The organism is Microbacterium sp. RD1 (assembly GCF_052220165.1).
In the GTDB taxonomy this organism is placed as follows: Bacteria; Actinomycetota; Actinomycetes; order Actinomycetales; family Microbacteriaceae; genus Microbacterium.
This window is the reverse complement of the sequence record NZ_JBQPOL010000001.1, coordinates 241,687-265,211: the sequence shown is the minus strand read 5'-3', so window position 1 is coordinate 265,211 and position 23,525 is coordinate 241,687. Positions and strand designations below refer to the sequence as shown.

The 23,525-nt window shown below is 70.6% G+C and carries 18 protein-coding genes and 1 pseudogene; 9 read left to right on the top strand and 10 right to left on the bottom strand.

Annotation, left to right across the window (positions count from 1 at the left end):
- Positions 1 to 106: 106 nt before the first annotated feature.
- Positions 107 to 271: a hypothetical protein gene (locus ACTU3I_RS01230; protein ID WP_442923778.1), complete on the bottom strand. Its 165-nt coding sequence runs from the start codon at positions 269 to 271 to the stop codon at positions 107 to 109.
- Between the two features lie 237 nt (positions 272 to 508).
- On the opposite strand from ACTU3I_RS01230, the gene ACTU3I_RS01225 reads away from it, so the two are divergent.
- The 5 genes from ACTU3I_RS01225 to ACTU3I_RS01205 all read left to right on the top strand — a co-directional run bounded on the left by ACTU3I_RS01225 (position 509) and on the right by ACTU3I_RS01205 (position 5,788).
- Positions 509 to 775: a DUF7218 family protein gene (locus ACTU3I_RS01225; protein ID WP_442923777.1), complete on the top strand. Its 267-nt coding sequence runs from the start codon at positions 509 to 511 to the stop codon at positions 773 to 775.
- A 2-nt stretch (positions 776 to 777) separates the two neighbouring features.
- Positions 778 to 1,743 (top strand): DNA topoisomerase IB, encoded by a 966-nt coding sequence (locus tag ACTU3I_RS01220; protein WP_442923776.1) that lies wholly within the window; start codon positions 778 to 780, stop codon positions 1,741 to 1,743.
- Positions 1,744 to 1,763: 20 nt separating this feature from the next.
- Complete coding sequence (locus tag ACTU3I_RS01215; RefSeq protein ID WP_442923775.1) at positions 1,764 to 2,138, top strand: fluoride efflux transporter FluC; 375 nt, start codon at positions 1,764 to 1,766, stop codon at positions 2,136 to 2,138.
- A complete protein-coding gene (locus ACTU3I_RS01210) occupies positions 2,135 to 2,503 on the top strand; it encodes a fluoride efflux transporter FluC (protein WP_442923774.1) in 369 nt (122 codons plus the stop codon). Before ACTU3I_RS01215 ends, ACTU3I_RS01210 begins: the two co-directional genes overlap by 4 nt.
- A 93-nt stretch (positions 2,504 to 2,596) precedes the next feature.
- Complete coding sequence (locus tag ACTU3I_RS01205; RefSeq protein WP_442923773.1) at positions 2,597 to 5,788, top strand: efflux RND transporter permease subunit; 3,192 nt, start codon at positions 2,597 to 2,599, stop codon at positions 5,786 to 5,788.
- A gap of 103 nt (positions 5,789 to 5,891) precedes the next feature.
- Here the strand turns inward: ACTU3I_RS01205 and ACTU3I_RS01200 are convergent.
- A pseudogene (locus ACTU3I_RS01200) lies at positions 5,892 to 6,377 on the bottom strand (hypothetical protein); the annotation flags it as partial.
- A gap of 307 nt (positions 6,378 to 6,684) precedes the next feature.
- Entirely contained in the window at positions 6,685 to 7,620 is a 936-nt protein-coding gene (locus ACTU3I_RS01195; protein ID WP_442923772.1) for an aldose 1-epimerase family protein, read from the bottom strand.
- 232 nt (positions 7,621 to 7,852) lie between these two features.
- Here ACTU3I_RS01195 and ACTU3I_RS01190 point away from each other — a divergent pair, with 232 nt between their 5' ends.
- The gene (locus tag ACTU3I_RS01190; RefSeq protein ID WP_442923771.1) at positions 7,853 to 9,943 is read left to right on the top strand and encodes a DEAD/DEAH box helicase; all 2,091 of its coding nucleotides are present in this window, start codon (positions 7,853 to 7,855) and stop codon (positions 9,941 to 9,943) included.
- Between the two features lie 92 nt (positions 9,944 to 10,035).
- Here ACTU3I_RS01190 and ACTU3I_RS01185 read toward each other — a convergent pair whose 3' ends face one another.
- Positions 10,036 to 11,172 (bottom strand): Rv2578c family radical SAM protein, encoded by a 1,137-nt coding sequence (locus tag ACTU3I_RS01185; RefSeq protein WP_442923770.1) that lies wholly within the window; start codon positions 11,170 to 11,172, stop codon positions 10,036 to 10,038.
- Positions 11,173 to 11,280: 108 nt separating this feature from the next.
- Here ACTU3I_RS01185 and ACTU3I_RS01180 point away from each other — a divergent pair, with 108 nt between their 5' ends.
- Both ACTU3I_RS01180 and ACTU3I_RS01175 read left to right on the top strand, forming a co-directional pair.
- Entirely contained in the window at positions 11,281 to 12,336 is a 1,056-nt protein-coding gene (locus ACTU3I_RS01180; protein ID WP_442923769.1) for a M15 family metallopeptidase, read from the top strand.
- Positions 12,337 to 12,520: 184 nt separating this feature from the next.
- The gene (locus tag ACTU3I_RS01175) at positions 12,521 to 13,684 is read left to right on the top strand and encodes an acyl-CoA dehydrogenase family protein (RefSeq protein WP_442923768.1); all 1,164 of its coding nucleotides are present in this window, start codon (positions 12,521 to 12,523) and stop codon (positions 13,682 to 13,684) included.
- Between the two features lie 94 nt (positions 13,685 to 13,778).
- On the opposite strand, the gene ACTU3I_RS01170 is transcribed toward ACTU3I_RS01175, so the two are convergent.
- The 4 genes from ACTU3I_RS01170 to ACTU3I_RS01155 form a co-directional block, all read right to left on the bottom strand.
- On the bottom strand, positions 13,779 to 15,002 hold the full coding sequence (locus tag ACTU3I_RS01170; protein ID WP_442923767.1) for an LCP family protein: 1,224 nt from the start codon (positions 15,000 to 15,002) through the stop codon (positions 13,779 to 13,781).
- 138 nt (positions 15,003 to 15,140) lie between these two features.
- The gene (locus ACTU3I_RS01165; protein WP_442923766.1) at positions 15,141 to 15,947 is read right to left on the bottom strand and encodes an energy-coupling factor transporter transmembrane component T; all 807 of its coding nucleotides are present in this window, start codon (positions 15,945 to 15,947) and stop codon (positions 15,141 to 15,143) included.
- The gene (locus ACTU3I_RS01160) at positions 15,944 to 17,821 is read right to left on the bottom strand and encodes an ABC transporter ATP-binding protein (RefSeq protein ID WP_442923765.1); all 1,878 of its coding nucleotides are present in this window, start codon (positions 17,819 to 17,821) and stop codon (positions 15,944 to 15,946) included. Before ACTU3I_RS01160 ends, ACTU3I_RS01165 begins: the two co-directional genes overlap by 4 nt.
- Before the next feature lie 5 nt (positions 17,822 to 17,826).
- Complete coding sequence (locus ACTU3I_RS01155; RefSeq protein ID WP_442923764.1) at positions 17,827 to 18,381, bottom strand: ECF transporter S component; 555 nt, start codon at positions 18,379 to 18,381, stop codon at positions 17,827 to 17,829.
- 152 nt (positions 18,382 to 18,533) lie between these two features.
- Here ACTU3I_RS01155 and ACTU3I_RS01150 point away from each other — a divergent pair, with 152 nt between their 5' ends.
- Positions 18,534 to 22,109: a S8 family serine peptidase gene (locus ACTU3I_RS01150; protein WP_442923763.1), complete on the top strand. Its 3,576-nt coding sequence runs from the start codon at positions 18,534 to 18,536 to the stop codon at positions 22,107 to 22,109.
- A 125-nt stretch (positions 22,110 to 22,234) separates the two neighbouring features.
- Here ACTU3I_RS01150 and ACTU3I_RS01145 read toward each other — a convergent pair whose 3' ends face one another.
- Positions 22,235 to 23,182: a pirin family protein gene (locus ACTU3I_RS01145; RefSeq protein WP_442923762.1), complete on the bottom strand. Its 948-nt coding sequence runs from the start codon at positions 23,180 to 23,182 to the stop codon at positions 22,235 to 22,237.
- Complete coding sequence (locus tag ACTU3I_RS01140) at positions 23,179 to 23,517, bottom strand: GNAT family N-acetyltransferase (protein ID WP_442923761.1); 339 nt, start codon at positions 23,515 to 23,517, stop codon at positions 23,179 to 23,181. The genes ACTU3I_RS01145 and ACTU3I_RS01140 overlap by 4 nt, the downstream gene beginning before the upstream one ends.
- Positions 23,518 to 23,525: the final 8 nt, after the last annotated feature.

Below are 23,525 nucleotides of genomic sequence, written 5' to 3'. Positions count from 1 at the left end.
TGCCACGTCCCTTGGGGGAGGGGACGTGGCATCCGTGTTCGCGACAGATATCGCGATGTCGGTGAACCCGGCGCACCCGAAACGCCGATCCACCCTGGGGGGTCTGTTAGACGCGGTTACGACCGCTGATGACTCTGAAGAGGAAGGCGATCAGGGCGATCACACCGACGATCACCGCGACCCACAGCAGCCAGCTCAGTGCCGAGTTCAGTCCGCTCACGATCGCGATGATGATCGCGATGACGATGATGATGAGGAGGGCGATATTCATGGCGAGGTCTTCTCCTTCTTTCGTGTGGGGCGCCGTCCAGGCAGTCCCTTGCACCCCGGGAGGCACAGACAACAGCGTGCCAACACCCGGGACGCGAGCGCGTGGGCTTGACTCCGGTGAAACGACGGTGGTAGTCATCGGGGCGAATGACGGAAGCGACGCGGCGTGGGCATGTCAAGCCCGTCTCACCGGATGTCGCGGAATCGTACGTTCGGAGCATCCAGAAAGGAGTCCGTCATGCCCGGTGGACGTGGATCGAATCTCAAGGACCGCGAGATGTACGAGGAGCTGCGCAAGGACGGCGCATCGAAGGAGAAGGCCGCGCGCATCTCCAACGCGGCCGCCGCGCAGGGTCGGTCGAAGGTGGGCAGCCGCGGAGCGAACGCAGAGAACTACGACGACCGCACGGTGCCCGAGCTGCGCAAGCGCGCCAAAGAGCTGGGGCTGAGCGGGTACTCCGGCAAGAAGAAGTCGGAGCTCATCTCGATGCTCCGCAACCACTGACGGTGGCGCGGCTCATCCGGGTCCGCCCTTACGAGGACCCGGGATACCGGCGTGTGCGCTCCGGCCAGTCCTTCCAATACCTCGACCATCGTGACAGGCCCGCTCCGGCCAGAGACGCCGAGCGTGCCCACGCGCTGGTCATCCCGCCCGCCTGGCGCGAGGTCTGGATCAGCCGAGACCCGCGCGGGCACATCCAGGCCGTGGGAATGGACGACGCCGGGCGCAAGCAGTATCTCTACCACGCCGACTGGTCCAAGCGCCGGGACAAGGGCAAGTACGCCCGTGCCCTCGCCCTCGCCGAGGCGCTTCCCCGTGCGCGTGGCCGGGTGACGCAGTCGATCCGCCGAGAGGCGCTCGATCGCGAGCGGGTGCTCGCCGTGGCGTTCCGGCTCCTCGACCAGGTCGCCCCACGGGTGGGGTCGGCGCGTTACTTCGCTTCCAACGGCAGCCGCGGGCTCACCACCCTGCAGCGCCGGGACGCCGAGGTGGACGGCATCCATGTCACGCTGTCTTTCCCCGCCAAGAGCGGCAAGCGCGCGTTCCTCGAGCTCGACGACGAGGACCTGTCGATCGCGGTGACGGAGCTGGCGGTCGGCCGGCCGCGTGCAGCGCTGCTCGCCTTCTCCCGCGGGCGCCGCCGGGTGCCGCTCACGCCGGGGGACGTCAACGCCTACGTGCGCTCGCTGACGGGCGGCTCGTTCACGGCGAAGGATTTCCGGACTCTTCGCGGCACGATCCTCGCCGCCGAGGCGCTGGCCCGTATCGGCACCGTCGACACCAAGAGCGACCTCAAGCGGGCCGAGCTGCTCGCGGTGCGGGCCACCGCGGAAGCGCTGGGAAACACTCCGTCGGTGGCACGCAGCAGCTACATCGACCCCCGCGTGTTCTCGCTGTACAGGCGCGGTCAGCTGATGGACCTGGACGGCTCGCGCGACCGGGCCATCCGTCGCCTCCTCCTCGGGGAGTGACTCGCCGCTAGGGTGACGAGATGTTCTCCTGGGCGCATCTCGGTCTCGTCGTGCTGGGCGGCGCGCTCGGAACCGCCGCCCGGGCCGGGCTGGCTGTGGTGTTCGACGTCCCTCTCGGCGTGCTTGTGGTGCCGCTGGTGAACGTCTGCGGCGCGTTCGCACTCGGCGTGCTCACCGGTGTCCTGCTGCGACGAGCGGAGACGCCGGCCTCGCGGTCGCTCCGGATGTTCCTGGGCACTGGCGTGCTCGGAGGGTTCACGACGTACAGCGCTCTCGCCGTCGAATCCGCCGGCAGTCCGTTGCTCTTCGGTCTGGGGATGGCCGGCGCGCTCGGAGGCACCCTCGCTGCGTGGGCCGGCATCGTCCTCGCCCGTCCGCGCGGGGCCGCGCGATGACGCCGCTGCTGTTCGCGGCGGTCGCGGTCGCGGGCGGCGTGGGGGCGGGGCTCCGCTACGTGCTGGACCTCGCGCTCACGCGGGCCCTCGGGAACGGATTGCCGTGGGGCATCCTCGTCGTGAACCTCACGGGGGCGTTCGCCCTCGGGATGCTGGCCGCCGGCATGGCGGATGCGACGGGACTCTGGGTGCTCGGCTCCGGGCTTCTCGGCGGCTACACGACGTTCAGCTCGGTCGCCGTCAGCACGGTGCTCCTCGCGCGGGATCGACGCCCGCGCGCGAGCGTCGCGTACGCGGCCGTGACCTTTCTCGGAACCGTCGTGCTCGCCCTCGCCGGCCTCGGCGTGGGCGCGCTTCTGGTGTGAATCGCGCGCAGCCGGCCGACAGCATCCGCGTGGGATACTGAGCACCGATACACCTCCGTATCGGTTTCCCTGATGCCCGCGCGAAGGACTTCCGTGTCGAATCTCGCCGTCCTGAGTCTCAAGAACCGCGCGCTCATCGCGCTGGTCACGATCGTCGCGGCGGTGTTCGGCGCTCTCGCTCTGGTGAACCTCAAGCAGGAGCTCATCCCGTCGATCGAGTTCCCGCAGCTCGCCGTCGTCACGACGTACCCGGGCGCGTCGCCCGACGTCGTCGAGAACGACGTGTCCACCCCCATCGAGACGGCGATCCAGGGTGTGCCCGGCCTCGAGTCGACCACGGCGACGAGCACGACGAACGCGTCGATCATCTCGGCCTCATTCACCTACGGCACCGACCTCGCCACCGCCGAGCAGAAGATCACGCAGGCGATCAACCGCATCCGGAGCCAGCTCCCCGAGGCGGTCGAGCCGAACGTCATCTCGGCGAGCATCGACGACTTCCCGGTGATCCAGGTCGCCGTGACCGGTTTCGACGACGCCGGCGCCACGCAGGCGGTCCTGGAATCCACCGTCGTCCCCGACCTCGAGGATGTCGCGGGTGTCAACGCGGCGCAGATCGTCGGTGGTCTCGGGCAGCGGATCACGATCACCCCGGATGCGGTGGCGCTGGCCGATCGAGGCTTCTCGCAGCAGGCCATCGCCGACGCCTTGGACCAGAACGGCGTGCTGTTCCCGGGCGGCGAGATCAGCGAGGGCGACGAGACGCTGACGGTGCAGACCGGAGCGAAGATCACGACCGTCGACGATCTCGCAGCCCTTCCGCTCGTGCCCACCGAGGCGGGCCAGTTCGGCGCGGGGCTCACGACCATCGGCGACGTCGCGACGGTCGCCGAGGCATCCGACCCGGTGACGACGATCTCGCGTGTCGACGGCAAGGATGCGCTCACGATCGCGGTCACGAAGCTGCCCGCCGCCAACACCGTCGACGTCTCCCGCGGCGTCCTGGAGCTCCTCCCCTCCCTGAAGGACTCCCTCGACGGTGCCGAGTTCACGGTGGTGTTCGACCAGGCGCCCTACATCCAGCAGTCGATCGAGGCGCTCGCGCAGGAGGGCCTACTGGGCCTCGCGTTCGCGGTCCTCGTGATCCTGCTGTTCCTGCTGTCGGTGCGCTCGACGATCGTCACGGCGATCTCGATCCCGACGAGCGTGCTCATCACCTTCGTCGGCATCCAGGCCTTCGGCTACTCGCTGAACATCCTCACCCTCGGCGCCTTGACGATCGCGATCGGTCGCGTCGTCGACGACTCGATCGTGGTGATCGAGAACATCAAGCGCCACTACGTGGGCGATGCCGACAAGACGGCCTCGATCCTCCTCGCGGTGCGCGAGGTCGCCGCCGCGATCACCGCGTCGACGATCACGACCGTCGCGGTGTTCCTGCCTATCGCGTTCGTCGGCGACGTGACCGGCGAGCTCTTCCGCCCGTTCGCGCTGACGGTGACGATCGCGATGCTGGCGTCGCTGTTCGTCGCGCTGACCATCGTCCCCGTTCTGGCGTACTGGTTCCTCCGCCCGGGCAAGCAGCTGACGGATGCCGACGGACGTGCGGTCGATCCCGAGTCCCCGGACGCACCTCCGACCCGCCTGCAGAGGGCGTACCTGCCGATCCTCTCGTGGACGCTGACGCACTCGTGGGCGACGCTCGGCATCGCCGTCCTGGTGCTCGCCGGCACGCTCGCGCTCGCCCCCTTCATGAAGACGAACTTCCTCGGCGACTCGGGACAGAACACCTTCACGATGACGCAGGACATCGGCCCGGCGCCGAGCCTGGACGCCGAAGACGCCGCCGCGCAGCGCGTGGAAGAGGCGATCCAGGGGATCGACGGCATCGAGACGGTGCAGGTGTCGATCGGATCGAGCGGTTCGGCCCTGCGCGACGCGTTCTCCGGCGGGGGCAGCGGCGTCACCTACTCGATCACGACCGACCCCGACGTCGATCAGGTCGAGCTGCGCGAGCGCGTGCAGGACGCCGTCGCCGACCTCGACGACGTCGGCACCATCACGGTGGCCTCGTCCGGCGGTGGATTCGGTTCGTCCGACATCGATGTCGATGTCACGGCCCCCGACGGCACGACGCTCCAGAAAGCCGCCGACGCGGTCGTCGCCGAGCTCGACGGCCGCAGCGGCATCGGGCAGGTCTCCAGCAACCTCTCCGCCTCGCTCCCCTACATCGCCGTGACCGTCGACCGCGACGCGGCGGCCGAGCGCGGGCTGTCGGAGGTGGCGGTGGGGGCGCTGGTGTCGAACACGATGCAGCCCCGCTCGATCGGATCGGTCGAGATCGACGGCACCTCGCTGACGGTGTACCTGGCGGCCTCGTCGGCACCGGCCACGATCGACGAGCTGCGCGCGCTGCAGGTGCCGTCTGCGGCCGGACCGATCCGCCTCGACTCGATCGCGACGGTGGCCGAGAGCGAGGGGCCGACCTCCGTCACGACCGAACGCGGACAGCGCACGGCGACCGTCACGGTCACTCCGGCCACCGATGACCTCAACGCCGCGTCCACCGCCGTGAACGAGGCCTTGGCCGAGGCGCAGCTGCCGCGGGGCGCCGACGCGGCGGTGGGAGGTGTGGTCTCGCAGCAGACTGACGCGTTCTCGCAGCTCGGACTCGCGCTTCTGGCGGCGATCCTCATCGTGTACGTCGTGATGGTGGCGACATTCCGGTCGTTGCGTCAACCGCTGCTGCTGCTCGTCTCCGTGCCCTTCGCCGCCACCGGCGCCATCCTGCTGCAGATCGCGACCGGCGTGCCCCTGGGCGTGGCATCGCTCATCGGCGTGCTGATGCTGATCGGGATCGTCGTGACCAATGCGATCGTGCTCGTCGACCTGGTGAATCAGTACCGCGAGAACGGGTTGAACGCCCACGATGCGACGATCGCGGGGGGCTCGCGGCGCCTACGGCCGATCCTCATGACGGCGCTCGCGACGATCTTCGCCCTCACCCCGATGGCCCTGGGTATCACCGGGCACGGCGGCTTCATCTCGCAGCCGCTGGCGATCGTGGTTATCGGCGGGTTGGTGTCATCGACCGTGTTGACACTGCTGGTGCTGCCGACCTTGTACAACCTCGTGGAAGGTGCGCGCGAGAGGCGGGCGCAGCGACGGGGCGAGGGGCCGGACGGTCCGCGGCACGGCGACGAGCCGGCTGACGAACCGGCACCCGGTGGCGAACCGTCGCAGGCGACGAGGCGGGCGCTGCGAGGGGCTCGACCGGCGAGCTGACGACCGCCGGCGCAGCCTTGGTGCGCAGCGCGAGACAGGACGTGAACATCCCTGTCCACAGGAACATCGCGCTGAAGGCGATCATCTCGAACAGGGCGAGGTTGATCGTGCCGTCGACGAACAGCCACGCGCCGGCGAAGATGCCGACGAAGATCGCCGCGGTCGTCGCGAGCAGTCGCCGCGGCATCCGGTGCATCAGCACGGGCGAGGTCAGCAGCAATGCGGCGAAGCCCAGCACCATTCCGGCGGCGACGTTGTCGTGCAGGCCCTTGTTCACGTTGAGCGGGACGCACCCCACCATCGCGAGATTGACGCCGATGGCCGTCAGGAAGATCTGGGCCGAGACCCCGGCCCCGCGCCGTGCCGCGGTCCGCCCGACACGCGCGAGATCACGACGCACCCGCGCCGCGAAGATCGTCACGAGCACGCCGGAGATCACCAGCGTGCCGTTGAACAGCGCGCCCGACGTGTCGCGGAAGGTGCCGAGACGGCTGAAGTGGAGGTGCCACCACAGCGGATCGGTCGTGGTGAGGATCGAGGCGAGCACTCCGCCGCTGAGCACGACGAGCACCAGAAGGGCGAGGCGCATCGTGCTCACCCGCGCGCGCAGCGGTGTCACGATCGACCGGGTCAGCACAGCACCCGGCGACGGGACAGCGAGCATGCGGGAAACAGATATGGCGGCGCTCATTCGGGTAACTCCACCCACAACAGACGAGGCGTTCGCCCCCGTCGAGTCCCCCGACCCCGTCTGCTCTCCGGTGGTGAACGCCGGATGGCCCAGATCAGCTCCCCCAGCGATGACGGCATGCCGTCAACGACATGATATCTCCCACGAGGCATGGGAAGGTAAACCACCCACCCCCCGACATGAGGAATTTACGTCGGCGCGCCGCTCATTCACCCGACGGAAGCTCGCGCGGCGACAGCGTGACGCCCCATTCCCGCTCCAAACTCTCCCCGGGGGCGAGCCAATTCAGCCCCGCGCCGGAGTTGAACGCGTCGGGTGCGGCGGTGAGCGGTTCCACCGCGATGGCAAGGGGATGCCCGGTGTATCGGTCGGTCGTGAACACCTGCGTCCAGTCCATCCCGATGCCCTGCCACAGCGTGAGGACGCGCCCATCCGGTGCGGTGAGCGTGGTGCGTACGCGGCCGTCTTCGTCACGGTGCAGATTTCCGTAGGTGACATCGAGGTTGAGGTCGCCCACGCGGCGGCCTGCGCGCAGGTCGGTCGCCTCGTCGACAGGCTCCTCGCCGGACGGAAGCATGCGCTCGTCCACGACGAGCCGCGTCTGCCCGGAGGCGCGGATGACGAGATCGGCCGTGTCGGCGGTCGAGATCTGCAGGAACGGGTGCGCTCCGAGGGCCACCGGAGCATCGTCGGCGCCGGCGTTGCGTACCTCGTGACGCACCGTCACGCCGTCGGATCCGAGCGCGTAGGTGACGCGCGTCTCGAGCGAGAACGGGTACCCGGTCTGGGGGAACACGTCGGCTCGCAGGGTCACGGCTCCGGGAGAGAGCGACTCGGCCACGTAGGGGGCGAAACGCAGGAGCCCATGACTGGCGTTGCCGAGGGCGGGTTCCGTGATGGCCAGCTGACGCTCGACGCCGCGCTGCGTCCACCGCCCGTCCCGGATGCGGTTCGGCCAGGGGACGAGCACGGTGCCGGCGGCTGCCGGCGCGGGGAGGTCATCGGGGTAGCGCGGAACGACATCGACGCCATCGACGGTCAGAGCCCGCAGCGCCGCGCCCACCTGGGCGATCTCGGCCGTGACCGGCCCTTCGGTCAGTCGGAATCGATGACCGGTCGGATCTGCGGGGACGAAGCTCACTCGCCCAGGCTAGTCGGCGGCTTCCCAGGAAGCATGCGCTAACGTTGAAAGGTCGGCTCTGGACGCCGCGCACTGCGCGGATGGGTTTGTGAGTCCAAGGGGCCGATGGGAGGGGCGAATCCGCCCCGACGACCATCACAGTAAATGGCCCCCGGCCGACGGATGTCCGGGTTTGTGCCGTGCCGCGCGCACGGCGCGTGCTGTTGCGCGAAACAACCCAGGAAGATTCCGCATGCCTAAGAACAAGAAGCCCGCCGGCGGTCGACCCGCCAAGAACTTCGAGCCGCGCTACGGCGACAAGCCGGCCTATCAGGACCGCAAACGCCGTACGGACGATGCCCGCCCGGCCGCTTCGAAGCCGGGAAGCAAGAGCCCGGGTCACCGCGGCTACCGCGCCCCGGAGGCCGCGGGCGCGGCGGAGCCGAAGCGTCGCTGGACCGCGCAGGAGCGCGCCGGACGCGACGAGGCTCGAAGCATCCGGTCCACCGACCGCGCGCGTCGCGCGGACGATGCACGGCCCGCCCGTTCGTTCGATGACCGTCCCGCGCGCTCGTACGGCGACCGTCCTGCGCGTTCGTATGACGACCGTCCCGCGCGTTCGTACGGTGACCGGCCGTCCCGTTCGTACGGTGACCGTCCGGCCCGTTCGTTCGACGACCGTCCCGCTCGTTCGTTCGACGACCGCCCTCGCCGGGACGACCGTCCGGCACGCTCCTTCGATGACCGTCCACGCCGCGACGCGGGTGATCGTCCGGCGCGCTCCTTCGGTGACCGTCCGGCCCGTTCGTTCGATGATCGTCCCCGTCGCGATTCGGGTGATCGTCCGGCGCGCTCCTTCGGCGATCGTCCGGCGCGTTCGTTCGACCGTCCGGCCCGTTCCTTCGATGATCGTCCCCGTCGCGATTCGGGTGATCGTCCGGCGCGCTCCTTCGGCGATCGTCCGGCGCGCTCGTTCGATCGTCCGGCCCGCTCCTTCGATGACCGCCCGCGTCGGGACTTCTCCGACCGCCCGCGTCGCGAGGAGCGATCTAACCGCGCCGACTGGAATGCGGAGAAGAGCACCAAGGCACACGAGGACCACGTCGACGTCGTGCACGAGAAGCTGCAGGCAGAGGCCATCCAGGCCGAGGAGACCGCCGATGTGACGTTCTCCAGCCTCGGACTCGGTGACAACATCGTGCGCACGCTCGCGGATCTCGGAGCCGCTTCGCCGTTCCCGATCCAGGCGGCGACAGTCGCCCCGATCCTCGAGGGCCGCGACGTCCTCGCCCGTGGCCGCACCGGCTCCGGCAAGACGATCGCATTCGGCGCCCCGCTGGTGGAGTCGATCCTGCGCAGCCAGGCCGGTGCCCGTCGCGAGTTCGGTCGCAAGCCGAAGGCGCTCATCCTCGCCCCGACGCGCGAGCTCGCGCTGCAGATCGACCGCACCATCCAGCCGATCGCCCGCAGCGTCGGCCTGTTCACCACGCAGATCTACGGCGGCGTGCCGCAGGCGCGCCAGGTGGGCGCGCTGAAGAAGGGCGTCGACATCATCATCGGCACGCCCGGTCGTATCGAGGATCTCGAACGTCAGGGCAAGCTCGATCTGTCGGAGGTGCGGATCGTCGTCCTCGACGAGGCGGATCACATGAGCGAGCTGGGCTTCCTCGAGCCGATGCAGCGCATCCTCCGCCTCGTGCAGGACGGCGCTCAGAAGCTGCTGTTCTCGGCGACGCTCGACCGCGAGGTGGCCGCCCTCGTCGACGAGTTCCTCGTCGAGCCGGCCGTCTACGAGGTCGCCGGCGAGACGCAGGAGTCGAGCACCATCGACCACCGCGTGCTGGTCATCGACCATCGCGACAAGGCGGAGATCCTCTCGTCGCTGGTCGACCGCGAGGGCAAGACGCTCGTCTTCGCCCGGACGCGCGCCTACGCCGAGATGCTCGCCGAGCAGTTCGACGACGCCGGTATCCCGGCTGTCGCGCTGCACGGCGACCTCAACCAGGCTCGGCGTACGCGGAACCTGGAGCGGCTGACGTCGGGACGGGTGAGCGTGCTGGTGGCGACCGACGTCGCAGCCCGCGGCATCCACGTCGACGACATCGATCTCGTGGTCCAGGCCGATGCTCCCGATGAGTACAAGACGTACCTCCACCGCTCGGGCCGCACCGGTCGCGCAGGGCGCTCGGGCACCGTGGTGACGCTCATCACGCGTCAGCGCCGCCGCCGCATGACCGAGATGCTCGAGCGCGCCGAGATCGACGCGCCGTTCGAAGACGCACGCGTCGGAGACGACGTGCTCGAGGAGCTCGCCGGCCGTCAGCCCGCCGACGTCGCTTCCTGAGCGTCCCCAGACCGCGAGACTGCACCACAGCCACGAGACTGCGTCCCTGCGACGCTGTCTCGTGGCGTGCGTGCCGTCTCGCGGTTTTCGCGTCAGAACAGCGTCGGCTCGCTCGCCGGCGCGACGTGCGGTCGCGTGGAGCGCACCGCGCCCGGGCCGCGCAGCGCCCCGGGATCGGGCGCATCTGCCCTGTTCGCCAGGCCCGGCGCGGGCCGAGCCCGCGGGTGGCCCGCGTTGAGCGACCCCGACGGGCGAGACGAAGCCTCGTCCTCGGCGGAACCGTCGAGCCGGTGCATCCGCAGAAGGGGTCGCACCCGGCGCGCCAGCCACGAGCGGTACTGCTTCGGGGCCGTGGTCGCGACGCCCGGGTAGAGGCCCCGGTACGACGACACGAGCTCCGGATGCTCCCGCTCCAGCCACGCGAAGAACCACGGTTTCACGCCGGGGCGGAGGTGCAGCGCCCCGTAGACCACACGCACGGCGCCCGCCTCGCGGATGCGGCGCAGCGCGTCGTCGAGCGCGGCCACCGAGTCGGTGAGGTGCGGGATCACCGGCATGAGGAACACCGTCACGGCGAAGCCGGCCTCCGTGGCAGCGCGCACCGTGTCCAAGCGGGCCTGAGCCGTGGGAGTGCCCGGCTCGATCGACTTCTGCAGCGCGTCGTCGAACACGGCGATCGACATCGCCAGCGACACGCGCACCGTCCGCGCAGCGTCCGTCAGGAGCGGCAAGTCCCGCCGCAGCAGCGACCCTTTCGTCAGGATCGAGAAGGGCGTGCCCGACTCGGTCAGCGCGGCCGCGATCTGGGGCATCAGCCGGTACCGGCCCTCCGCACGCTGGTACGGATCGGTGTTCGTGCCGAGCATCACGGGCTCGCGCCCCCACGAGCCGCGCCTGAGCTCCGTGCGCAGTACATCGGCGACGTTGACCTTCACCACGATCTGCGAATCGAAGTCGCTCCCGGCATCGAGGTCGAGGTACTCGTGAGTCCCGCGGGCGAAGCAGTACGTGCAGGCGTGGCTGCATCCGCGGTAGGGGTTCACGGTCCAGTCGAAGGGCATCGCGGACGCCCCGGGGACCCGGTTCAGCGCGGTCTTGGCGAGCACTTCGTGGAAAGTGATGCCGGCGAACTCCGGTGTCGTGACGGAGCGGACGAGGCCGTCCATGCGCTCCATCCCCGGGAGGGCCGCCGGATCGTCGACTCCGAGCTGTTGACCTTGCCACCTCATCTCCTCATGGGAACAGATATTCGAGAGAACGTCAAGCGTGCTCGCGGATGCTTCGAACATCGCGTGTCCGCGGCCCGGCGGTCGACGCGCGAGGGGGACAATGGAACCGTGACGGCCCCCGATCCGCACGCCCCCACTCGTCGTGCCCTGCGTGAAGCCGCGCGCTCTCCCGAGACGCGCGCCGGCGAGGCCCGGGCGCGCCACGCCCGTCGCCGCGAGGCCGGCATTCGGCGGCTGATCGCCCTGGCCGGAGCCGTCGTCCTGTTCGCCGGCGGCGTCACGGCGGTGACCGCGGCGCTCGCCGCGCCGGCCCTCACCGAACCGACGGTGCTGGGCTCGCCGGAGCCGCGCGAGAGCATCCAGGCCGAGGTCCGCGCGGTCCCGGAGGAGGGACTTCCCTCGCCGGTCATGTCCGCCGAGGCGGGGGCGGCCGGGGCGGGAACGCTCTGCGAGGGGGCTCCGCTGCAGCAGGCGCTGGCCGCGGGAGACGATGCCGCGACGATCGCCGCGACCGGTGGCCCGGAGGCGTTCCGGGCGGCGGTGGCTGCGGGGGCGGCCCCGTGCGTGCGGCTGGACGATCCCGCGCGCGTGTGGATGATCGTGAACAAGACCCACCCGTACAACCCGATCGACGCGGCCCCGGCCGAGCTCGTGGCACCCCCGGGAGTGCGGAGTCTCGAAGAGAGCCGCCTGCGACCGGATGCGGCTGCCGCGCTCAGCGCCATGGTCACCGGTGCCGCCGACGCCGGAGCCGGCGAGGTCGGTCTGGCCAGCGCGTACCGCTCGTACGCCACGCAGCAGCAGACGTACTCCGGTCACGTCGCCGATCGGGGCGTCGCCGGCGCCGATCTGGTGAGCGCCCGTCCCGGATACAGCGAGCATCAATCCGGCCTCACCGTCGACGTCGTGCCGTGCACGGCTTCGTGCGCGAGCATCGACGACCTCGCCGCGTCGCCCCAGGGGGCGTGGATCGCCGAGCACGCCTGGGAGTACGGCTGGATCGTCCGGTATGCCGAAGGGCGCACCGACGTCACCGGCTACGCGCCGGAGCCGTGGCACCTGCGCTACATCGGCACCGAGCTCGCGCGCGCCTATCACGAGGGCGGGTGGACGACCCTCGAGGAGTTCTTCGCGCTTCCTCCCGCGCCCTCGTACGCCGAGTAGTCGCCGTTCGCCTCGCCGGGCCGCCGGCTGGAGGGTCTGCACAAGGCGAAACCCAGTATCACCATTCGTGGGACGCAATATCCACAGCATCCGCCGGGACAACCCGGTCCCTCCCCGTACGATGGCACCGCTCAGGAGCGATTCCGCCCTGGCGCGCATCCACTCGCAGCGGAGAGGACACGGCATGGACCGCAATATCTACGACGAGGACCACGAGGCATTCCGCGACGTCGTCAAGGAGTTCATCAAGCGTTACGTCTCGAATGAGGCGCGCGAGCGCTGGGACGCCGAGGGTGAGATCGATCGCGCGACCATGCTCGCCGCGGGCGAGGCGGGAATCGTGGGCCTCAGCGTGCCCGAGGAGTTCGGCGGCGCGGGCATGCTCCAGGACTACCGCTTCCGCACCATCGTGATGGAGGAGACGATCCGCGCGGGGGCCGGCTCCCTCGCCGGTGCCTTCGGCATCCAGGACGACCTCGCCGTCCCGTACCTCGCGCACTTCGGGACCGCGGAGCAGAAGCAGAAGTGGCTGCCCGGCATGGCCACCGGCGAGATCCTCGGTGCGCTGGCGATGACCGAGCCCGGCGCCGGCAGCGACCTGCGGGGCGTCTCCACCACGGCCAAGAAGGTCGACGGCGGCTACGTCGTCAACGGCGCGAAGACCTTCATCTCCAGCGGCAAGACCGCCGACATCGTCGTCACGTTCGTCAAGACCGGCGAGGGCAACCGCCCGGATGCCTTCAGCCTGCTCGTCATCGAGAACGGCATGACCGGATTCGACCACGGCAAGAAGCTCCACAAGATGGGGTTCCAGGGGCACGACACGGCGGAGCTGTCGTTCACCGACGTCTTCGTCCCGGCCGAGAACCTCATCGGCGGCGAGGAGGGCCACGGGTTCATCCAGCTCATGCGGAACCTGCCCCTCGAGCGTCTGTCGATCGGTGTCGCCGCAGCGGCGGCCGCGCAGGCCGGCTTCGAATGGACCCTCGAATACGTCAAAGCCCGCGAGGCCTTCGGCACGCCGGTGATCGACTTCCAGAACACGCGCTTCCAGCTCGCCGACGTCGCCACCACGGTCGACGTGCTGTGGGCCTACACCGACCGCGCCATCGAGCTCTACGGCGAGGGCAAGCTCACGCCCGAAGAGGCAGCGAAGGTCAAGTTCTGGACGACCGAGCGCGAGGGCGAGGTGCTCGACACGTGCGTGCAGCTGCACGGCGGATACGGCTACATCACGGAGTACCCGATCGCACGGGCGTACCTCGATGCGCGTGTGCACCGCATCTACGGCGGCACGAACGAGATCATGCGCGAGATCGTCGGGCGCCAGCTCGCCGGTCGGCGCTGACCCGTCTTGCGTGAATCGGCTGCTAAACCTCGAGGTTTAGCAGCCGATTCACGCAAGTGAGCGGGAGGAACGGCGACCCGCCCTCGGGCGGCGCCTATTGCGAGAGGTTGCCGGCCGAGCAGGTCTCCTGCGCCGCCGTCGACCCCGTGACGCTCGAGGGCAGTGCGACGGCGTCGGGCGGTGTCGCCTGCGACGGATCAGCCGTCGCCTCCGGCGTTTCGGGCGCGGCCGCGTCGGTGGGCGGTGGCGTGACCTCGACCACGCCGTTGTTGGCCCCCACCTTCCCCGTGAGCTCGATCGGGCGGTTCTCGGCCAGGGCCTGCCACAGCGGTTCCGCGGCGGCGAAGTTCGGCTCGACGCGGTTCGGGTCCGACCGCGCCGTGACCGTAGGGTACTGCACGAACACGATCTCCTCGAACGGGACGTCCTTCACCGCGAGGGCGATCTGCACGAGCGTCAACGGGTTCGTGAGCGAGGTCGTCGGGTCGACGTTGCGCAGCGCCGACGATGCCAGCCGGTAGAGCGTCGCCGGGTCGCTCAGCACTTGTTCGCTCACGAGCTTGCGGGCCAGACGCGACATGTACTGCTGCTGATTGCTGATGCGCGCGAGATCGCTGCCACCGACGCCGTATCGGGTGCGGAGGAACTGCAGGGCCTCGATGCCCGCGATCGTGCGCGGCCCCGCGGGCCAGTCGATCGCGGTGTTCCGATCCCGCATGCCGCGTGCCAGGCACACCTCCACGCCGCCGACGGCGTCGGTGATCTCGATCACGCCGCCGAATGTGACGGTCGCCGCGAAGGGGATCGGCTGCTCGCTGATGTCCGAGACGGTGTTCACGACGCAGTTCAGTCCGCCGATCATGTACAGCTCGTTGATCTGGACCGTGCCGCCACCCCATCGCGATCCGTCGGTGCGCGTGCAGGGCGCGGCCTGCAGGATGAGATCCCTCGGGAACGACACGACGGTCACCCGCCGCGGGTTGTCGGAGATGTGCAGCAGGATGTTGACGTCGTTCAGGCGGCCGCCGGCATCCGCACCGGTGCAGCGCGCGCCGAAGAAGTGCGCGTACTCGGGCTCGCACTCGTCGATCCCCGTCACGAGCAGGTTCACGCCGCCCTCGATCTGGCCGATGTCGGGCGGAGGCGCGGGCTGGTCCTCGAGCTCGACGGCATCCGCGACGAAGCTGGCCGAGAGATCGTAGGTGGCGAACCCGACGGTTCCGGCGCCCGCCACGAGCACGACGGCTACGGCGACGGCGAGGACGGTGAGAAGCTGACCGACGATGCTGGGGGAGCGCAACCGCGCGTGCCGCGCCACCGTTCTGCGTCGCCGCGCCATCGATCCCCCGATCGTTCCCGCCCGATCACGAGAACCCGGGCGTCCGCACGATTCTAGGCAGGGAGCGGGCCGTCGCCCGGTATTTCGGGACGTGAAGCGGATGCGGATGCGGCGATGTCATGCGAGCCCCCACGGGAAGAGCGCTGCGGCGAGGGCGACCGAGACGACCCAGAAGCCGACGACGAAGACGACGTCGCGGCGGCGGAAGGGCACGACGTGGCGCTCGGTGCGCTCGGGGTAGGCGCCGAACGCGCGCGCGTCCATGGCGAGCGCCACGCGCTCGGCATGCCGGATTCCGCCGGCCAGGAGCGGGACGACGGCGCCGGCGCCCCGCCCGATCGCGGCGAACGGCCCCCGACCGCCGTGCGCGCCGCGCACACGGCGAGCCGCGCGGATGACCTCGAGCTCCTGCCCGAATCGCGGCACGAAGCGGAAGGCCGCGAGGGCGGTGTAGCCGACCCGGTAGGGGACGCGCAGCTGCTGTACGAGCGAGCGGACCAGGTCGGGCCCGGTCGTCGTGACACCGCCGATCAGAGCGAGTGCGAGGATGGCGCCGATCCGAAGCGCCGTGGCGAAGCCGATCTCCACCGCGCCGCTCAGGATCGGCCACTCGCCGATGCGCAGCACGATGACGGAGGAGTCGACGCGGGAGGCATCCGTCCACAACGTCAGCGTGGCTCCGAGGAGGGCGATCCCGGCGGGCACGGCGACGAGCACGACGAGCGCGAGCCGCGCCGACCACCGTGCTCCCACGAGCAGCACGACGTAGGCCAGCGCGAGGAAAGCCAGCGGAGTGGCGATGTCGCGCGTGAAGACGAGGAACACCATCGCGGGCACCGGACCCGCGATCTTCGCGAGCGGGTTGAGGGCGGCGAGACGTCGTCCACCCCCGGGCGGCGCCTCCGCGTACGGGTCGAGGGTCACGTCACGCCTCCAGGGAGGTCGGTCAGGCGCGAGATCCGTGCGAGCTCCGGATGCGACGCCAAGCCGCCCAGGGCGAGCCGCAGCGGCGTGGGGCGAAGGCCCGCGCGGCGAAGAAGCCCCTCGTCACCGAGGACATCCGCAGTCGGCGCCGCCGCGATGAGCCGGCCTCCGGAGATGACGACCGTGCGGTCGGCGTGCTCGGCGACGAGCTGCATGTCATGCGTGACGACGACGATGGTCGTGCCCTCGCGCCGGAGGTCGTCCAGCAGCGTCAGCAGTTCGTCGGCCCGGGCGCGGTCCTGCCCGAACGTCGGCTCGTCCAGGACGAGGAGGGGGGCGCCGCCGACCAGCGCGGTGCCCACCGAGAGGCGGCGCTTCTGCCCACCGGAGAGGAGGAACGGATGCACGTGGGCGTGCCGGCCGAGTCCGAAACGATCCAAGAGCTCGGTGGTCTTGCGCTCCACGACGTCGTCGGGGAGCCGCTGCATCCGCAGGCCGTGCGCGATCTCGTCGAACACCGTCCCGGCGATGAACTGGTGCTCGGGGTTCTGGAAGACGAAGCCGACGTGCGAGACGAGCTCGCGGGGCGAGGCTCGGGCGACGTCGACACCGTCGAGCATCACCGCGCCGCGCGGCGGGCGACGCACGCCCGCGAGAGCCTGCACGAGAGTGGTCTTGCCCGCGCCGTTCTCGCCGACGACGGCGACGAAATCCCCGGGCGCGATGTCGAGCGACACGTCCTCGAGCACCGTGCGCCGCTCGGCTCCGCGGCCGCGCGTCATCGTGAGCCCGCGCACCCGCACCAGCGGCGGGCTGCTCTTCACGACACCGGGCGAATCGGCCGGATGCGGTGCTCCTCGGGCCGGTTCGTGCTGCATCGGGCCGATTCGCCCGCGTTCGGCGGCGGAGGGAGCGGAGGCGGAGGCGGATGCAGCGGAGGCCGTGGTGGCGGCGGATGCGGCGGCGGGGGCAGCGGATGCAGCGGGGGCGGCGGCGGGGTCGGGCGTTCGCTCCAGCGCCGCGCGCAACTCCCCCGGCGTCAGCGGGAGAGGATCGAGCGCGTACCCTGCGCGGCGCAGCCGCAGCGCCGCCAGCGTCGCCGCCGGAAGCCAGACGCCGAGCCCGTGCAGCTCGGCGGCGCGCTCGCGCAGCATCGCGGCGGGCCCGTCCGCGAGGAGCCGGCCGGCGGCGTCCAGCACCACCACGCGGTCGACGAGAGCAAGCGCGGCGTCGAGATTGTGCTCGATCAGGACGATCGCGCGGTCGCCGCGTGCGACCACCTCGGCGAGCGTCGCGTAGACGTCGTCGATGCCGGCGGGGTCGAGGTTGGCGGTCGGCTCGTCGAGCACGAGCACGGGGGAGTCCATCGCCAGCGCCGCCGCGATCGTCAGCCGCTGACGCGCCCCGCCCGACAGGTGATCGGGATTGTCGGCGCGCCGCTCCCACAGCCCCACGCGACGCAGCGCGTCCTCCGCGCGCGCGAGGACCTCGGGAGCGCGCACGAGCAGGTTCTCCGGCCCGAACGCGACCTCATCCAGCACCGTGCCGGTCACCAGCTGCGCATCGGGGTCCTGGAACACCATCGCGACGTGGCGGCTGAGCACGGAGACGGCGGTCGATCCCGCATCCACACCCGCCACCTCGACGGAGCCCGACACCTCGGCGGGGAGCGAGTGCGGAATGAGGCCGTTGAGAGTGAGTGCCAGGGTCGACTTGCCCGACCCGCTGGGGCCGAGGATCAGGACGACCTCGCCCGGCCCGACGTCGAGGCTCACCCCGGCAGGGGCCGCCGCATCCGCCCCCTCGTGCACGACGGCGACGTCGCGCAGACGAAGGAGCGGCGCGCCGGGAGGCGTGAACGGGGCCGGTGCCACGGATCTCAGCGTCGCACGGCGGTGCGCACCACGCCGGATCGGCGCAGGCCCGCTCCGACGACGAGAGCGAGAGCCGTCCAGGCGACGGGGCCGATCACGGCCAGCAGCAGGTACGCGATCTGCGCCCAGAGGGGAAGGGTCGCGAGGTCGACGGCGAACCACACCACTCCCGCGACGATGATGCCGATCACGACCGCCGAGACGAAGAAGCGCCACGGCTGCCACACGCGGTAGCGGGTGAGCGCGGCGACGCCCTCTTGGATCGCGCCGAACAGCACCGCCGTGCCGAGGAATCGGATCGCCCACTGCGGTGCCAGCGCACTGGCGACCAGTGCCGCCAGCACATGCGCGAGCAGCGCCACCCACGGGAGGCGCACGACCTCCTGGGCGAGGATCCCGGGCACGACGTGGGAGCCGAGCACGAGTCCGTAGGCGAACGGCGCTGCCAGGATCACGACAGGGGTGAGCCACCCGGCGACGCCACCGAGAATGCCGGATGCGACGCCGATGGCCGCGCAGATCAGCAGCACGCGCGTCGGGAGTCGGGAGGACGCGGGCACGGCATCAGCGTACTCCGCGCGCCTGCGGCGGGACTTATCCACATGAACGTCGGCCGGCCGTTTCCTGGACAAAGCCTGTGAGCTAGGTTTGTCGGACGCGTGCCGCAGCCGTCGCGCGTTTTCGCTTCCTCATCCCCCCTTTGGAGCGCAGTATGGCTCGTCCCCTGCGGACGGTCGCGACCATCGCCTTGGCCGCGCTGTTCACCGGCACCACAGCAACCGCCAGCTTCGGCGCGACCGGCGCGGGGGAGGTGAACAGGCCCGTTCCGCTCGACTCCCCGAGCGGTCAGTACATCGTGCTGCTGGAGGAGGCTCCGGCCGCCACCTACGACGGTGGGGTGTCGAACCTGCGCCGCACCGCCCCCGAAGAGGGTGAGAAGCTCGACGTGCACGCGCGCGCGGTGCAGGAGTACTCGGCCTACCTCGACGACCGTCAACAGCAGGTCGCCGCCGAGGCCGGCGTCGAGCGGGACAACACCTACACCGTCGCGCTCAACGGCTTCAGTGCGAACCTCACCTCCGCGCAGGCCGCCAAGCTCGCTGCGACGCAGGGTGTCGAAGCCGTCGTGCCCGACGAGATCCGGCACCCGGTCGCCGTGCCTTCGACCGAGTTCCTCGGCCTCGAGGGCCCGGACGGCGTGTGGGAAGCGGTCGGCGGAACGGAAGCCGCGGGTGCGGGCACGGTCGTCGGCGTGATCGACACCGGAATCGCGCCGGAGAACCCCTCCTTCGCGGGCGAGCCGCTGGGCACCTCGCCCGGTGCGGAGCCCTACCTGGAAGGGAACCAGGTCGTCTTCACCAAGGGTGATGGCACCCAGTTCCGCAGCGACCGGGTGAGCGGGCAGGACTGGTCGAACGACGACTACTCCACGAAGCTCGTCGGCGCGAAGTACTTCAGCACCGGCGCCGCCGCCAACGGCTACGACTTCTCCTCCGACTTCCTTTCACCGCGCGACGGCGACGGGCACGGCTCGCACACCGCGAGCACGGCCGCCGGCAACCACGCCGTGGCCGCGAGCGTGGAGGGCGTCGACTTCGGCGAGATCTCCGGCGTCGCCCCCGCGGCGAAGGTCGCCGCATACAAGGCGTGCTTCGTCGGACCCGATCCGCTCGTCACCACCGATGACATCTGCGCCCTGAGCGACCTGCTGGGAGCGATCAACGCGGCGATCGCCGACGGCGTCGACGTGATCAACTACTCCATCGGCGGAGGCGCGGCCACGACGACGCTCGCCACCGAGGACCGGGCGTTCTACAACGCCGCTGCTGCCGGCATCTTCGTCGCCGCCAGCGCCGGCAACGACGGACCCGGCGCCTCGACCGCCGACCACGCGGCACCCTGGTACACGACGGTGGCCGCCTCGACGATCCCGACGTACGAAGGAACGGTGCAACTGCCGAACGGCTTCGAGGCCGCCGGGGCATCCGTCTCGGTGCCCACCGGCGAGCAGGTCACCGGCCCCGTCGTCTACGCGGGCGACATCGCGGCATCCGGCGCCGACCCTGCGCAGGCGGCGCTCTGCTACATCGGCGCGATCGACCCCGCGCAGGCCACCGGCAAGATCGTCGTCTGCGACCGCGGCGAGAACGCGCGCATCGAGAAGTCGCAGGCGGTGCGGGAGGCCGGCGGCATCGGGATGATCCTCGTGAACGTCACGCCGGGTTCGCTCGACAACGACTTCCATTCGGTGCCCACCGTGCACCTCGCCGACACGCACCGCACCGCACTGCTCGACTACGTCCGCAACACCGCGGATGCCACCGCGACCCTGATCGGCGAGAACGTCACCGGCGTCGAGACCCCGACGCCGGTGATCGCGGGCTTCTCCAGCCGCGGCCCGATGCTCGCCGACGGCAGCGACATCCTCAAGCCCGACCTCACCGCGCCGGGTGTGGCGATCCTCGCCGCGGGGGCCAACGGTCCGGCGGAGGACCCGACGTGGGAGTTCCTCTCGGGAACGTCGATGTCGTCGCCGCACATCGCGGGCCTCGCCGCCCTCTACCTCGGTGAGCGCCCGACCGCGACGCCCGCCGAGGTGAAGTCGGCGATGATGACGACGGCCTACGACACCGTGAACGACGACGGGTCGACGAACACCGACCCGTTCGCGCAGGGCGCCGGTCACGTCGACCCCACGCGGTTCTTCGAGCCCGGGTTGCTGTATCTGAACGGCCCGGAGCAGTGGGCCGCGTTCCTCCAGGGCAAGGGTCTGGCCGACTTCGGCGTCGATCCGATCGACGGCAGCGACCTCAACCTCGCCTCCATCTCGATCGGATCGCTCTCCCAGCCGCAGACCGTGAAGCGCAGCGTCACGTCGACGCAGGCTGGGACGTTCACGGCATCCGTCGCCGTGGCCGGCGTCGAGGCGGTCGTCGAGCCATCCACCCTCACCTTCGGCGCAGCCGGCGAGACGCAGGACTTCACGGTGACCTTCACGCGCACCGACGCCCCGGCGGAGGAGTGGACGAGCGGTTCCCTGACCTGGGCGAGCGGCGACACCACGGTGCGCTCGCCGATCGTCATCCAGCCCGTGACGGCCGATGCCCCGGCGGAGGTGAGCGGCGCGGGTATCTCGGGGAGCGTCGAGGTGCCGGTGACGCCGGGTGTGACCGGCGAACTGCCGGTGGACCTCAGCGGCCTCTCGCCGATGGCGTTGCTGGCCGATCCCGCCAACCCCGTCGAGGGGCACTCGGGCGACGAGAACTCCGGGGCGGATGCGGAGGGCTACGTCAGCTGGATCGTGGACGTCCCGGAGGGGACGACGCTGTCGCGCTTCTCGCTCGACTCCTCCGATGACGAGACCAGCGATCTCGACCTGTTCGTGTATCGCGTCGTCAGCCCCGACGACCTGCAGTACTACGAGATGTGGCAGTCGGCGAGCGGGTCGGCGGACGAGCAGGTGACGCTGACCGATCCCACCCCGGGTACCTACGTCGTCGAGGTGAACGTGTTCGCGTTCGCCGAGCCGTTCACGTGGGATCTGTGGTCGGGCAACGTCGCAGCGGACGGCGAGGGCGCCCTGACGGCGACGCCGAACCCCATCCCGGTCGAGCAGGGCGTCGCGACGGCGTACACGCTGTCGTGGTCCGGGCTGCAGCCGCAGACGCGCTACCTCGGACTCGCGCGATACGGCGAGTCCGCCGTGCGGACGGTCGTCACCGTCGACTCCGGTCAGGCGGCTCCGACCTCGACGGTCGCGCCGGCGATCACGGGCGACCCGCGCGTGGGCAAGAAGCTCACGGCGAGCCCGGGGACCTGGGAACCGGCCGCTGTCGAGGTGGCCTACCAGTGGCTCCGCGACGGGCAGCCCATCGAGGGCGCGACGACCGCGAAGTACAAGGTGGTCAAGGCCGATGTCGGAACGACCCTCTCGGTGCGGGTCACGGCGACCGAAGCGGGCAACCCCGTGCCGGGCACGGCGGACTCGGCGGGGGTGTTCGTGAAGTTCACCTCGAAGACGCACGTCACGCTCAACCGCTACTTCGGCACGTCGTCGCAGAACTACGCGGTGACGGTGCGCGTGAGTCCGTCCGGTGGTGATCCCGCCACCGGCGACGTGACGGTGCGCGTGAACTCCGCGACCTACACCGGCACGCTCGTCGACGGCGCCATCACCATCTCGCTACCGAAGCAGTCGCGGGGCGTGAAGGTCGTGCGCGTGCAGTACGGCGGGAGTGCCACGGTCGCCACGTCGTCGGATACGACCGCATTCGTCGTGTTCCGCTGACGCCGATGCGAGGACGCTCGGGTTCCGGCCCGGGCGTCCTCGCGGAACACAACTCCTCAAGACCGGGCGCCGGATGCCGGCAGCACGGCCTTTCGGCCGCGATCTTGAGGAGTTGTGTTCTGGACTCAGCCGCGGCGGCGGCGCGGGGTGAGCCGGACGGCAGGGAGGGGCGGGGCGGGAACGCGCTCGGGGCCGTGTCCCACGACCGGACCGAACCGCGGTGCCGACCGCTCCCACTCCTCGCGGGCCGCGACGATCTCGTCGTGCGTGCGCCCCACGAAGTTCCACCACATGACGATGTCGGCCTCGAACGGCTCGCCGCCGAGGAGGAACACCGTCGCCTCGGAGGCGCTCTCGATCTCGACCGCGTCGCGCCCGGTGCCGAGGTACAGCAGGGAGGTGCCGGTCACCGGCGTCGCCTCCCCGGCGCGCACGACGACGTCGCCGAAGACGCCGGCCACCGCATACTCCCATCCCGGATGCAGCGGAAGGCGCAGCCTCGAACCCGCCGGGATGCGCACCTCCGCGCCGACGAGAGGCGTGTAGACCGTCGCGGGCGAGCGCACGCCGGCAAGCTCGCCGAGCACGATGCTCGCCTCGCCCTCGCTCCCGCTCACGGCGGGTATCGGCACGACGGGAAGCTGCTCGTGCCGCTCGAAGTCGGGCGCGCCGTGCCGGCGGGTCTCGGGGAGCGCGACCCAGAGCTGCAGCGCGTCGAGAGGGATCGGATCCTCGCCCACCGAATACTCCGAGTGCGCGATCCCCTCCCCGCTGGTCATGAGGTTCAGCTGCCCCGGTCGCAGCACGACGTCGCTTCCCACCGCATCCCGATGACGGATCTCGCCGACGAGCGGCCACGTCACCGTCTGCAGGCCGATGTGCGGGTGCGGCTCCACGCGCATCCGCACGTCCTGCGGGCCGAATCGATCGAGGAAGCACCACGCGCCGATCATGGGCAGCTCGCGCTGAGGGAGGCTGCGGCGGACGGACATGGCACGGACGCCGCCCAGCGGAACCTCGCGTGCCTCGAGCAGAAGCGCGCGCGGTCCGCGAGCGTCGTCCGTGAGCGTCATGCCGGTTCGGCCGGGGCTGCGGAGTCTGCGGCCTCTCGGCGCTCGGGCCATTCGACGACCAGCCCGGGAACCTCGTGCCCCTCCAGGTAGTGCGTGAGGAACGGGCACCGGGGCGACACCGCCTCGCCGCGGCGGGCGAAGTCTGCCAGCGCCTCACCGGCCAGTCGAGAACCGAGACCCATGCCCTTGAACTCCGGGTCGAGCTCGGTGTGGGGGAGGATCACGGCGCGGTCGTCGCGCCCCAAGAACTCCAGAAACCCGCCGATCCGCCCGTTGACATGGATCTCATAGCGGGACAGGGCGTCATTGCGCGTGACGGTGATCTCGTCGGCCATCCGTTCTC

Bases quoted from the DNA above. Each gene is read 5' to 3' on its own strand.
- ACTU3I_RS01230 (WP_442923778.1), bottom strand. From the start codon at position 271: ATGAATATCGCCCTCCTCATCATCATCGTCATCGCGATCATCATCGCG.
- ACTU3I_RS01225 (WP_442923777.1), top strand. From the start codon at position 509: ATGCCCGGTGGACGTGGATCGAATCTCAAGGACCGCGAGATGTACGAG.
- ACTU3I_RS01215 (WP_442923775.1), top strand. From the start codon at position 1,764: ATGTTCTCCTGGGCGCATCTCGGTCTCGTCGTGCTGGGCGGCGCGCTC.
- ACTU3I_RS01210 (WP_442923774.1), top strand. From the start codon at position 2,135: ATGACGCCGCTGCTGTTCGCGGCGGTCGCGGTCGCGGGCGGCGTGGGG.
- ACTU3I_RS01190 (WP_442923771.1), top strand. From the start codon at position 7,853: ATGCCTAAGAACAAGAAGCCCGCCGGCGGTCGACCCGCCAAGAACTTC.
- ACTU3I_RS01185 (WP_442923770.1), bottom strand. From the start codon at position 11,172: ATGAGGTGGCAAGGTCAACAGCTCGGAGTCGACGATCCGGCGGCCCTC.
- ACTU3I_RS01175 (WP_442923768.1), top strand. From the start codon at position 12,521: ATGGACCGCAATATCTACGACGAGGACCACGAGGCATTCCGCGACGTC.
- ACTU3I_RS01150 (WP_442923763.1), top strand. From the start codon at position 18,534: ATGGCTCGTCCCCTGCGGACGGTCGCGACCATCGCCTTGGCCGCGCTG.
- ACTU3I_RS01145 (WP_442923762.1), bottom strand. From the start codon at position 23,182: ATGACGCTCACGGACGACGCTCGCGGACCGCGCGCGCTTCTGCTCGAG.
- ACTU3I_RS01140 (WP_442923761.1), bottom strand. From the start codon at position 23,517: ATGGCCGACGAGATCACCGTCACGCGCAATGACGCCCTGTCCCGCTAT.